This is a genomic window from Pseudomonas sp. X4 (assembly GCF_040784925.1).
Taxonomy (GTDB): domain Bacteria; phylum Pseudomonadota; class Gammaproteobacteria; order Pseudomonadales; family Pseudomonadaceae; genus Aquipseudomonas; species Aquipseudomonas putida_Z.
In genome coordinates this window covers 5,203,835-5,216,484 of sequence record NZ_CP160798.1, presented here as the reverse complement: position 1 = coordinate 5,216,484, position 12,650 = coordinate 5,203,835, and the positions used below count along the sequence as shown (strand labels likewise).

Here is a 12,650-nt window from a genome sequence, read left to right as displayed (position 1 = left end):
AGGCATGGATGAAGTTTCTGGTTGTCGGTGGCGCAGGCTACATTGGCTCGCACATGGTCAAGCACTTGCTCGGTGCGGGCCATGAGGTGGTGGTGGCGGACCTGGTATCGCCCGGCCCCGGCGTCCAGTGGGTGAAACTGGACATCGCCGACGAACCCGCCCTGGATGTGCTGTTCGGGGTTTGCCGTTTCGACGCCGTGTTCCACTTTGCCTCGTTCATCCAGGTGGGCGAGTCAGTCAGCGTGCCCGGCAAGTATTACCAGAACAATGTCTCGGCCACCCTTTCCCTCCTGCAGGCCATGGTGAATGCCGGTATCAGACACCTAGTGTTTTCTTCCAGCGCAGCCGTTTACGGCAACCCGCAGTACGTGCCGATCGACGAAACGCATGCCAAGGGGCCGATCAACCCGTACGGGTTGAGCAAATGGATGGTCGAGCAGATTCTCGAGGACTTCGACCGGGCCTACGGCTTGAAGTCGGTATGCCTGCGTTACTTCAACGCAGCCGGCGCAGACCCGCAAGGCCAGCTGGGAGAGCGCCATGACCCGGAAACCCATCTGATTCCGTTGATTCTGCAGGCCGCTTCGGGCCGGCGTGATGCGGTAACGGTATTTGGCCGCGACTACGACACGCCGGATGGTACCTGCATACGCGACTATGTACATGTGGCCGACCTGGCGGCGGCCCATGCGCTGGCGGTGCATTACCTGCTGGCGGGTGGCGAGCGAACCGCGTTCAACCTGGGCAATGGGCTGGGCTTTTCGGTGCAGCAGGTGATCGATACGGCCCGGGCGGTGACCGGCCGACAGATCCGCACCCTTGATGCCCCCCGCCGCCCGGGCGACCCGCCCCGGTTGGTGGCGGATGCCGGCAAGGCCATGCGCATGCTCGGCTGGCGGCCGGAGTTTGCCACACTGGAATCGATTGTGCGGCATGCGTGGCAGTGGGAGTTGCAGTACCCCTGGGCTCAGCGCCAAAGCTGAGATTGTGGGGCTCGCTACCCAGCTGAAGGAATGCGCCCTACCTGTGGGCATGCCCGCGAACACCGGCCTAGCCGGTGCCACCCACCGCGTCGCCTGCTTCGCGGGCATGCCCGCTCCCACAAGGACCCCACCAGCCGAAGGAATGCGCTGTACCTGTGGGAGCGGGCGCGCCCGCGAACACCGGCGCAGCCGGTGCCACCCACCGCGTCGCCTGCTTCGAGAGCATGCCCGCTCCCACAAGCACCCCATCAGCTGAAGGAATGCGCTGTACCTGTAGGAGCGGGCGCGCCCGCGAACACCGGCACAGCCGGTGCCATCCACCGCGTCGCCTGCTTCGCGGGTGAACCCGCTCCCACAGGGACCCCATCAGCTGAAGGAATGCGCCGTACCTGTAGGAGCGGGCGCGCCGCGAACACCGGCGCAGCCGGTGCCATCCACCGCGGTGCCGGCTCCCACAAGTGCCCATCAGCCGGTCCTGCCAGCATTCAGAGAACTGCCTGCCGGATCCGCTTCTTGTCGATCTTGCCAACGCTGGTCTTGGGGATCTCGTCCACGCAACGCAACTGCCGTGGTATCGCCCATTTGTTCAGGTGCCCGCTGTCAACATACGGCTGCAGATGCCCGGCCAATCCCGCCTGGTCGAACTGCATGCCGTCACAACAGACTACCAAGGCCAACGGTTGCTCACCCCACTGCGGGTCCGGGATGCCGATCACCGCCACCGATGCAACAGCCGGGTGCTGGCTGATCAGGTTTTCCAGCGCCACCGAGCTGACCCACTCGCCTCCGGTCTTGATCACATCCTTGATCCGGTCACGAATACGCACCACACCCGCCGGGTCGATGCAGGCCAGGTCGCCGGTATGCATCCAGCCCCCCAGCCACAACGCGGCACCCTGCTCCGGTTCATGCAGGTAGCCCTGGGTCAGCCACGGTGCACGCACCACGATTTCACCCAGGCTTTCGCCGTCACGGGGCACATCAATGCCTTCAGCGTCGACGATGCGCAGGTCCACCAGGGCAATCGGCACGCCGGCATCGATACGCAGCGGCAGCTGTTGCGCCATGGGCAGTGCCAGCAGCTCGGCGCTCAGGTGGGTGATGCTGAGCAGCGGGCAGCTTTCCGACATGCCGTAGCCACAATGCACGCTGATGCCGCGCTCGCTGGCACGCTGCGCCAGGCCCAGGGTCAGGGCGCTGCCGCCCAGCAGCATCTTCCAACCGGTCAGGTCGGCGCGGCGCCCTTCTTCGCTGTCGAGCATCATCTGCAGCACCGTGGGCACGCAATGAGAGAACGTCACGCCCTCGTCACGGTACAGCCGCACCAGGCGGTTGGGCTCGTAGCGCCCGGGGTAGACCTGCTTGATACCCAGCGCCGTGGCCACATAGGGCACGCCCCAGGCATGCACGTGGAACATCGGCGTGATGGGCATGTACACGTCGCCGCTGCGCAGTAGCGGCACCTCGCCGCAGGCAGCCAGGGTGCCCTGCTCGACCAGGGTATGCAGCACCAGTTGCCGGTGGCTGAAGTACACGCCCTTGGGGTTGCCGGTGGTACCGCTGGTGTAGAACAGCGTGGCCAGTGAGTGCTCGTCGAAATCGGCGAAGTCGAATTGCGGCTCGGCAGCCGCCAGCAGTGCTTCGTACTCACCCAGCAGCGGCACATCTTGCGTTGCGGGGTCGCCTTCGCCGAGGCGAATGAAACCCTCCACCGTCGGCAAGTCATCGCGCAATTGCGCCATCAACGGCAGGAAATCGTCATGTACCAGGACCAGGCGGTCCTCGGCATGGTTCATGGTGTAGCGCACCTGCTCGGTGGACAGCCGTACGTTCACCGTGTGCAGCACCGCACCCAGCATCGGCACGGCAAAGAAGCACTCCAGCGCCCGGTGGCTGTCCCAGTCGAGCAAGGCCACGGTGTCGCCAGGCTTGACCCCGGCGGCGGTCAGCACATTGGCCAGCCGCTGAATGCGTCCGAGCAGCGTGGTGTAGGTGTAGCGCAGCTTGTCGGCGTAGACGATTTCCTGGTTGGGCTGGTAGCGCACGCCCGACAGCAACAGGCGCTTGATCAGCAGCGGATAGGCGTAGGCCTGCTCGGCCGCGGGCATGACGCGAGTGGTGATCATGTCGGCGGCCTTCACAGTTGCCCGGCCTCGAGCAGGTACAGGCTGTCGCTACCGGCCCTGACGCTGGCGCTCAGCGAATGAATGCGTGGCAGCAGGCGGGCAAAGTAGAACCGCGCGGTGCCCAGCTTGCTCAGGTGGAACGGCTCGGGGGCCGCATGACACTGGCATACCACGGCCATGCGTGCCCACAGGTAGGCGTAGAAGGTGTAGCCAAACACCTGCAGGTACTCCACCGCCGCCGCGCCAAGCTCGCGCGGGTTGCCCTGGGCGCGGTCGAGCACCCAGGCGGTCAGCTCGTCGAGGTTGCGCACGGCAGCCAGCAGCGGCGCGCCGAACTCGGCGCACGCCGCGGGCAGCGTCTCGGCAAAGGCGGTAATTTCGTCGGACACGCTGCGATAGGCCTGGCCGCCATCGGCAAACAGTTTGCGCCCCACCAGGTCGAGGGCCTGGATGCCGTTGGTGCCTTCGTAGATCTGGGTGATACGGCAGTCGCGGATCAACTGCTCCTGGCCCCACTCGCGGATATAGCCATGGCCGCCCAGCACCTGCTGCCCGTGCACGGTGGTTTCCAGCCCCATGTCGGTGAGGAAGGCCTTGGCCACCGGTGTGAGCAACGCCACCCTGGCCTCGGCCTGGGCGCGTGCGACCGGGGCCTCGCTGTATTTGGCCAGGTCCAGCTGCAGTGCCACATAGGTAGAGAAGGCCCGCCCGCCTTCGTTCAGCGCTTTCATGGTCAGCAGCATACGCCGCACGTCCGGGTGGACGACGATCGGGTCAGCACCTTGCCCCGGCGCTTCGGCACCGGTCGGCGCACGGCCCTGCTGGCGATCACGGGCGTAGGCGATGGCGCCCTGGTAGGAGCGTTCGCCCAGGGCCAAGCCCTGGATACCTACGCCAAGGCGCTCGTAGTTCATCATGGTGAACATCGCGTTGAGGCCCTTGTTCGGCTCGCCGACCAGGTAGCCGATTGCACCGTCGAAGTTCATCACACAGGTGGCCGAGGCCTTGATGCCCATCTTGTGCTCGATCGACCCGCAACTCACCGTATTGGCCTCGCCCAGCACGCCGTCGGCGTCAACCAGCACCTTGGGCACCAGGAACAGCGAGATGCCCTTGGGCCCGGCGGGCGCATCCGGCAGCCGCGCCAGCACCAGGTGGATGATGTTCTCGGTCAGGTCCTGCTCACCGCCAGTGATGAAGATCTTGGTCCCGCTGATGCGATAGCGGCCATCGGCAACCGGCACGGCGCGGGTGCGAATCAGGCCCAGGTCGGTGCCAGCGTGCGGCTCGGTCAGGCACATCGAACCGGTCCAGCGCCCTTGGTACATGGGCGGCAGGTATAGCGCCTTCAACGGCTCGCTGGCATGGTTGAGCAGCGCCAGGCAGGCTCCGGCGGTCAGCATCGGGTACAGGCCGAACGACAGGTTGGCGGCATTGAGCATTTCTTCGAGCTGGGCACCGATCACTTTCGGCATGCCCATGCCTCCATATTCCGGGGCACCGGCCACACCCACCCAGCCATCCGCGGCAAATGCCCGGTAGGCATCGGCGAAGCCATCGGGGGTGTGTACCTGGCCGGCCTCCCAGCGGCAGCCCTGCTCGTCGCCACTGCGGTTGAGCGGCGCCACCACCTCGGCAATCAGCCGGCCGGCCTGTTCGAGCACGGCCCGGGCAGTATCGCCATCGACCTGCTCGGCCAGCGCGGGCGTTTGCGCCCACCAGGCCGGGATGTCGAACACTTCGTTGAACAGAAAATCCATGTCGCGCAGTGGCGGAAGGTAATCAGACATGAGGCGAACACTCGGTTTCTTGGGTTTGCGGAAGCGACGTGGCCTGGGCCTCGGCAGGCGCCGGGGCGGCCTGGCCACGCAGGAGGAAATGCGACAACGCAGGGATCAACACCAGCGCACCGAGCATGTTCCACAGGAACATGAAGGTCAGCAGCAGGCCCATGTCGGCCTGGAACTTGATCGGCGACCAGGCCCAGCCGACCACGCCGGCGGCCAGGGTGATGCCGACCAGCCCGACCACCCGGCCGGTGAAGGCCACGGCTTTCTGGTAGGCCTGGGCCAGGCTCAACCCGGCGCGCTGGTAGTGCAGTTGCACGCTGAGCAGGTACAGCGCGTAGTCCACGCCGATGCCTACGCCCAGGGCGATCACCGGCAAGGTGGCGACCTTGACGCCAATGCCCATGGCTACCATCAGCGCCTCGCACAGCACCGAAGTGAGCATCAGCGGCAGGATCGCCACCAGCGTGGCGCGCCAGCTACGGAAGGTGAACAGGCAGAACAGCGTGACCGCCAGGTACACCAGCAAAAGCATGCGGTGGTTGGCCTCGCGGACCACCACGTTGGTGGCAGCCTCGATACCGGCGCTGCCGGCGGCCAGCAGGAACTGCTGTTCGGCGCTGCTGTTGGCCTGGGCAAAACGCTCGGCCACGGCGGCCACCTGGGCCAGGGTGTCGGCGCGATGGTCCTTGAGGTAGGCGATTACCGGCATCAGCGAGCAGTCGTTGTTGAACAGCTCGGGGGCATTGACCGAGGCCTGCTGGGCAGCGTAGTTGAGCACGTCCTGGTTGCGCTGCAGGCTGTTCAGGCGCGGGTTGCCTTCGTAGGTGCCGGCGGTGATCTGGCGCACTGCGTTGGCCAGCGACACGGTGGTCTGCACACCCGGCAATTGCTGCAGCTCCCAGGCCAGGCGGTCGGCAAGGACCAGTGTCTGGTATTGCAGGCAGCCTTCCGGAGCGGTCTTGACCATGACCGCGAAGGTATCGCTGGACAGCGCGTAGTGCTGGGTGATGTAGGCGTTGTCGAGGTTGTAGCGGGAATCGGCGCGCAGCTCGGGGGCACCGCTGTCGAGGTCGCCGATTTTCAGTTGCAGGCTGCCCCAGATGCCGAGGGCGCCCAGGGCCAGGGCCACCAGCAGTGCGGCGCTGGCCCATTTACGTTCGGTGAAGCGGTCGAGCAGGCTCCATGGGTTGATTGGGGCTGCGTTGCAGCCCTTCGCGGGCATGCCCGCTCCCACAGGTATCGCGCCGTCCCTGTGGGAGCGGGCGTGCCCGCGAAGGCCCCAGCGCGCATCGATAGCCAGGGCTCGTTCAGCGGCCCTGCGGCCCACGCCAACATAAGACAGCGCCACCGGCATCAGCAGCAACGAGGTGAAGATCAGCACCGCCACGCCGATGCTGGCGGTGATGGCCAGGTCCTGGATCACCGGGATGTCGATCAGCATCAGCACGGCAAAGCCCACCGCATCGGCCAGCAACGCAGTCACCCCGGCCACGAACAGGCGGCGGAAGGTATAGCGCGCTGCTACCTGACGGTGGGTGCCACGGCCGATGTCCTGGAGGATGCCATTCATTTTCTGCGCCGCGTGGGACACGCCGATGGCAAAGATCAGGAATGGCACCAGGATCGAATACGGGTCGATGGCGTAGCCCAGCCAGGCGACGATGCCCAGCTGCCACACCACCGCGGTCAGCGAACACAGCACCACCAGCAGGGTGCTGCGCACGCAACGGGTGTAGCAGTAGATGATCAGCAGGCTGGTCAGCACCGCCAGGGCGAAGAACGCCATCACCTGGATCAGCCCGTCGATCAGGTCGCCCATCAGCTTGGCGAAGCCGATCACATGGATGCGGTACTGGCCGCTGGCCTGATACTGGCTGCGCAGTTGTTCGAGCTTCTGCGAGAAGGCGTGGTAGTCGAGGCCTTTGCCGGTGGCCGAATCCTGGTCGAGCAGCGGCACGACCAGCATGCTCGACTTGAAGTCGCGCGCCACCAGGCTGCCGACGATGCTGGCGCGCTCGATGTTCTGCCGCAGCTGCTCGATGTCACCCGCAGCGCCCTGGTAGCCGTCGGGCATCACCGGGCCACCCTGGAAGCCCTCCTCGGTCACCTCGGTCCAGCGCACCGCCGGGCTCCACAGCGACTTCACCCAGGCCCGGTCCACGCCCTGGCTGAGGAACAGCTCGTCGTTGATGTGGCGCAGGGTCTGCAGGTAGCCCGGGTCGAAGATGTCGCCCTGGGTGTTCTCCACCACCACCCGCACCGCGTTGCCCAGGCCACGCAGTGATGGGCGGTTTTCCAGGTAGTTCTGGATGTAGGGGTGGCTCTGCGGCAGCATCTTGTCGAAACTGGGGCGCAGCTCCAGGCGGGTCAGCGCCATGTAGCCCAGCACCAGGGTCGCCAGCAGCATGCACAGCAGGAACGGCAGGCGATGGTTGAACACCAGGCGCTCCAGGCAATTGCCCGAGCGTGGGTCGAAATCGTCGAGGTTGCGGATTACCGGCAGGGTGTCTTGGCGGGTAGCGGCCATCAGGGTCTTCTCTTGTTATGGGTGCAGCGTGGGGTTACCGGCCTGGTTGCGCACGCCCCGCTCGCCCACCAGTACCAGGCCGTTGCCGGTATCGGTGGCGAGCGCGGTCACCGGGCCACGGGCGCTTTGCGGCACCGGGCTGAAGCTTGCGCCATCATCCCGGCTGAGCAGCAGGTCGCCAGCCTGGCTGGCCAGCCACAGCTGGCCGTCACGGTCGACACCGGCGGCGGTGAGGCTGGTGTTCACACCCGTGCTGACCGGTTGCCATTGCCGGCCGCCATCGGTGCTGCGGTAGGCATGCCCACGCAGGCCGTAGACCAGCAGTACGCCAGGCTTGCCGACAGCACCGAACAGTGTGCCGGCGTAGGGTGTCTCGACACGGCTGAAGCGCTCACCGTCCTGCTTCAGCAACAGGCCTTGCTCGCCGGTGATGTACAGCTCGTCACCCACCGCGGCCAGGCTGGTCAGGTGCAGGCCTTGCGGGTTATCGCTGTGGTCGAGCCACGGCTGCCAGTGCTCGCCGCCGTCAACGGTGCGCAACAGCAGGTTGAACACGCCGACCGCATAGCCATTGCGGGCATCGCTGAACCACACGTCGAGCAAGGCATTGTCGCTACCCGTGCCCGGCAGTTGTTCGGCCAGCGCCCGGCCATCCAGCTGCTTCTGCCAGTGCACGCCGCCATCACGGCTGTGCAGCACCACGCCATCGTGGCCAACAGCCCAGCCCAGCTCGGGCGTGGCGAAGCTCACGGCATTAAGGTCGGCGCTGACCGGCACCTGGGCCTGCTGCCAGTGCGCGCCATGGTCGTCGGAGTACAGGATGTGCCCGCGCGGGCCCACCGCGACCAGGCGCTGGCCGGCCAGGGTTACATCGCGCAAGGCGCTGCTGGCGACCAGGGCGCTGGGCATGGCGGGCAGGTCCAGCACATCGGTGAAGGGCGCAGCTTGGGCCGCGCCCTGCAGCGCGGCCAAAGCCAGAACTACCGCGCTGCATCGTTTGAAGACAGACATTGCCACCTCTGCTCCGTGCGTTCAGCGAATGCCGTTGCCGGCCAGCGACTCGGGCGACCACTGGGTTTTCGACAGCGGGTCGATGTAGCGGATGCCGCCGTAGGCACCGACCACGCCATTGAGGTTGTAGGTGCCGCCGATCAGGTCGTAGATCATGAACGGCGTGGCGTCCGGGGTCTGCTTGTCATAGCTCTGGGTGAGGAAGGCGAACGAGCCGCGGTACAGCTGGCCACGGGCGTCGTACTGGTCCGAGGCCAGGGCGATCCAGCTGTCTTCGTCGAGGTAGAAGCGGCGCTTGTGGTAGATATGGCGCGCACCGTCCTTGAGCTTGCCTTCCACCACCCACACCCGGTGCTTCTCCCAGCGCACGAACTGCGGCGCCAGGTGGTTGGGGGTGATCACCTGCTTGACGTCGGTGTTGTAGGTCAGCTGGTAGGTGTTGTACGGCACGTACATTTCCTGCTTGCCGATCAGGGTCCAGTCGTAGCGGTCCAGCGCACCGTTGAAGACGAACACGTCATCGTAGGTACCCGAACCCGAGGTGCCCGGGTTGGGCGTGTCGTAGGCCAGGTTCGGCGCCAGCTTGACCCGGCGCTGGCCCGGCAGGTACTGCCAGGCACTGCGTGGCTGCACCAGCGGGTTGGCGGCATCGCGCAGCATCATCGCTTCGCCGGCACGGCGTGCGGGCCCGGTGTATACCAGCTTCATCTGGTAGTAGGTGTCCTTGGCACCGATCGGCTTGGTCATGTCTTCGTAGATCGGGTAGCTGATATTGGCCTGGCCGGTGGTCGACAGCGATGGTTTGCCAGCAGCGTCGACGTTCCAAGAGTCGTACTTGGCAGTCATGCTCACGCCCTGATAGCGCAGCAGGAAGTTCCACATGGCCTCGGCGCCGTTCTGCGGAATGGGGAACGGGATGCCCGGCAGCACGTTGTCTACCGCAGTGCCGCCCTCCTTGCTGTTGGCGGCAGTGGCGTTCTTGCGGGTGTTGTCGAGTACCGCTTGCGGCAGCGCCACGCTACGGTGGGTCGGGTACACATCGACGCGGTAGCTGGGGTAGCGCTTGAGCAGTTCCAGGGTGGTGGCGGTCAGTTGGCCCTTGTACTGCTCGGCGTTCTTGCCATCGATGACCAGCAGCGGCTTGTCGCTGGCGAACGGGTCGGGGCGCATGCTGGCGCCGCTCTGGTAGCTGGCTGGTGGCGTCAGCAGGCCGCCCTGGTAGGCCGGGATCGAGCCATCGGCGTTGCCGGCCTTTTCCGCGCCGATGACGGTCAGGCTGGTGCCCAGGCGCGCGGCCTGGTCAGTGGAAACGGCGGCCTGGGCAGCGTTCAGGGCGGCCAGTGACAGGCACGAGGCCAGCAGGGTGCGTACGAAATTCATGATGGTTGTCTTCCTGTGTAGGCTGTAGGAAACATGACTCAGAAGGTCGTCTTGACGGTCAGGTACAGGGCGCCACGGTCCTCGGTGGTGGCACCACCGCCGGAGAAGGAGGCGTAGCCGCCGCCGTAGCAGGTGTAATCCTGTTCGCCGTCCAGGGCGTTGGGGGTGCTGCCGTCGGTCTGGCCGTCCTTGCAGGCCTTGGTCTCACCGAAACTGTCGACGTACTTGAGGTCGACGAAGTACTGGTTGTAGATCGCGGCGCTCACGCCCACCGCATAGTTGCCGGTGTTCTCGGCGCCACCGCCCTGCACCGGCGACACGCCGTCGAGGCCGACGTTGACCGACAGCGGCATGCTCAGGTCCATGCCCGGCAGCACCTGGTACCAGGTAGGGGTGAAGTTGACGGCGATGCCCCAGTTGTCGCGGGTGGCCTTGTCGATGCCGCGGTAGCTGCTCTTGCCCTTGTACAAGGCCTCGTTGTGGCTATCGAGCTTGAGCAGGTTGCTGTAGAACAGCTCGCCAAGCAGGGTTGCCGAATCGAACAGCGGCGTGTCGCCAATGGTCATCAGGCCGTTCAAGGTCCAGTGCAGGGTGTCGCCGGTGGCGCTCAGGCCGTCGCCATCCTTGGGCACGTCGTAGATCACCCCGCTGCTGGGCAGGCGTGCCGGCAGCAGGCCGAAGCCGCCGCCCAGGCCACCCTGGCCGGGGGCGCTGACGATTGCCGGGATGCTCGCCAGCGGCATGTTGTGGCGAATGTTGAGGTCACTGCCGACACTGATGCCACCCACATCCTTGGACAGGCTCAGGCCATAGATGTCGATGTCGTCGGAGTAGGCGAACTGGTAGGTAGTGCTTTGCAGCGAGTTGTACAGGTTGCCGACTGCGCCTTGGCGGCTGCCCGGCGGGTTGCCGAACGGGCCGTTGGCGACGGTCATGCCGCGCGCGTCGAGCCAGGCCTGCGGAAGGATCTCGGAGGTCTTGCGGTAGTAGAAGCCGAGGGTGCCGCCCAGCCACTCGGGCGACCACTTGGCCATGATGCCCCAGTCGCCGCTCTTGCCCGGGTTAAGGTCATGGCCACGGCGGATGGTGGTCAGCGCGCCGCGCACCGGGATCAGCCCCGGGGTACCGGTGTGGCCGAGCAGGAAGCTTTGGGCGCCCTCGCCTACCACGTCCGAGCCGCCATAGTAGGTACCGGCTTCGGGCAGGCGGGCGGCGTCCCAGTCGAAGAAGTACTGGGCGCCCAGGGTCAGTTCGGAGTTGACCAGGAACGAGGTCGACAGCTGGTTGCGCGGCACGAACAGCTCTTTGGCCTCGGTGCCCGGCGAAGCGGCCAGCTTGGCCAGGTCGAGGCCCGACTGGCCGTAGCTCAGCGAGTGCACCGGGTTGAGCAGGGTTTCACCCCAGAACAGGTTGTGCTGGCCCAGCTTGGCGCTGACCTGCGAAGCCTCGCCGACTTCACGGCTGAAGAACACGAAGGCATCCAGCACTTCACCGGACGGGCCGCTGTAGTAACGCTGGGCGTAGTTGCTCAGGTGCGGGCTGCCCAGCGGCACACCGGTGCCGGGCAGGCCATTGAGGCTGGGGTTGATGCCGGACTGGTCACCGTTGCCGTTGACGAACGGGTTGCTGTTGGAGCCGGTGTTGTCATAGGCCTTGTCGTACCAGCTGGCGGTGCTGACGCGGAACCCGGTGTTGCCCTGGTAGACCACATCCAGTTCGGTCAGCAGGTCGACCCGGTTGGTGATGTTGGTGCCGGCCTTGCGGAAGTTGTAGTCACCGTCGTTGCTGTTGGGCGTGCCCAGCATGCGCTTGTCGGCGCTTTCGGTGCGTACGCCGTAGTTGTACTTGACGGTGTTGTCGAAGCGCACGGCCCAGTTTTCATTACCGGTATCGACTTCGAACGCCTGGGCGGCGGGCAGTGTGAGCAGGCCGATGGCGCAGGCGAGCAGGCAGCGCTGTGGTTTCACAGCACGGTGAATGCGGTGTTCTGGCATTACGATGGCTCCACGTATTGTTATTGTTTTTTTCGCCGCCCGTCTTTCGCGAGCGTGGCTGGGGCGTCCATGCGCTATTGCAGGTTGGGCTGGTCCAGTCGCTGGATGAACGCCTCGGCCTGCGGCCAGGGGCCGAAGCCGGAGGCCGGGTTGAGGTGGCCGACGGCCCCCAGTGCGACTAGTTCGCTACCCCAGCCTTGGGCCAGGGCGCTGGCTGCGGCAAAGCTGGCCAGGTGGTCGTTGCTGCTGGCCGCGACAATGCTGGGGAACGGCAGCGGCTGCTGGGGCAATGGCGACCAGCCGTGCTCGGCCAGGCTGGCCGGGCTTGGGTAGTGGGCCGGCCATGGCGCGTTCAGGTCGGGCGGCGCCGCCAGCAATGCACCCTTGATCGGCCGCCGGTAGCGCGCCGCCCAGTGGGCGACCATCAGCACGCCAGCGCTGTGCGCCACCAGGATCACTTCACCATCGATCTGGTCCAGTTCGCGCTGGATCGCCTCGACCCGGGCCATGCAGCTCAGGCCGTCGACTTGCAGCGGCGGTACGCTGCGCACCTTGGCCAGGCGGCCCGCGAGCAGGGTCTGCCAGTGTTCGGCGACATGGTCGCGCAGGCCGGGGACGATCAGCACGGTGGCAGTGGTTTGCAGTTTTTCCACGGTGAACCTCGTGTGCGGTGTAGCTCTTGAGGTTCACAGTAAACAGCCCACCCACCGGGTGCTTCACATTGGGCGTCAGGGGCTTTTCATTTGATGACAATGGCCAAGACAGGGCTTTGCTTTTCAATTCATGACACGCAGGCTATAAAACACAAAACGCATGTCGGCATACCCAACAACAAGAAA

At 65.7% G+C, this 12,650-nt stretch carries 8 protein-coding genes; 1 reads left to right on the top strand and 7 read right to left on the bottom strand.

What is annotated here, in order from left to right; genetic code table 11:
- Window positions 1-8 precede the first annotated feature (8 nt).
- Window positions 9-983 (top strand): UDP-glucose 4-epimerase GalE, encoded by a 975-nt coding sequence (gene galE, locus ABX298_RS23170; protein ID WP_367393702.1) that lies wholly within the window; start codon window positions 9-11, stop codon window positions 981-983.
- A 485-nt stretch (window positions 984-1,468) separates the two neighbouring features.
- On the opposite strand, the gene ABX298_RS23165 is transcribed toward galE, so the two are convergent.
- The 7 genes from ABX298_RS23165 to ABX298_RS23135 form a co-directional block, all read right to left on the bottom strand.
- On the bottom strand, window positions 1,469-3,109 hold the full coding sequence (locus ABX298_RS23165) for a fatty acid--CoA ligase (protein ID WP_367393701.1): 1,641 nt from the start codon (window positions 3,107-3,109) through the stop codon (window positions 1,469-1,471).
- An 11-nt stretch (window positions 3,110-3,120) separates the two neighbouring features.
- Window positions 3,121-4,899, bottom strand: coding sequence for an acyl-CoA dehydrogenase C-terminal domain-containing protein (locus ABX298_RS23160; RefSeq protein WP_286101835.1), 1,779 nt, complete (start codon window positions 4,897-4,899; stop codon window positions 3,121-3,123).
- Complete coding sequence (locus tag ABX298_RS23155; protein WP_367393700.1) at window positions 4,892-7,426, bottom strand: RND family transporter; 2,535 nt, start codon at window positions 7,424-7,426, stop codon at window positions 4,892-4,894. The genes ABX298_RS23160 and ABX298_RS23155 overlap by 8 nt, the downstream gene beginning before the upstream one ends.
- A 15-nt stretch (window positions 7,427-7,441) precedes the next feature.
- Window positions 7,442-8,437, bottom strand: a complete 996-nt coding sequence (locus tag ABX298_RS23150; protein ID WP_367393699.1) for a WD40/YVTN/BNR-like repeat-containing protein — start codon at window positions 8,435-8,437, stop codon at window positions 7,442-7,444.
- Window positions 8,438-8,458: 21 nt separating this feature from the next.
- The gene (locus ABX298_RS23145) at window positions 8,459-9,817 is read right to left on the bottom strand and encodes a DUF1329 domain-containing protein (protein WP_317409972.1); all 1,359 of its coding nucleotides are present in this window, start codon (window positions 9,815-9,817) and stop codon (window positions 8,459-8,461) included.
- A 38-nt stretch (window positions 9,818-9,855) separates the two neighbouring features.
- Entirely contained in the window at window positions 9,856-11,811 is a 1,956-nt protein-coding gene (locus ABX298_RS23140) for a DUF1302 domain-containing protein (protein WP_085616459.1), read from the bottom strand.
- Between the two features lie 74 nt (window positions 11,812-11,885).
- A complete protein-coding gene (locus ABX298_RS23135) occupies window positions 11,886-12,464 on the bottom strand; it encodes an RBBP9/YdeN family alpha/beta hydrolase (RefSeq protein WP_367393698.1) in 579 nt (192 codons plus the stop codon).
- Between the last annotated feature and the right edge of the window lie 186 nt (window positions 12,465-12,650).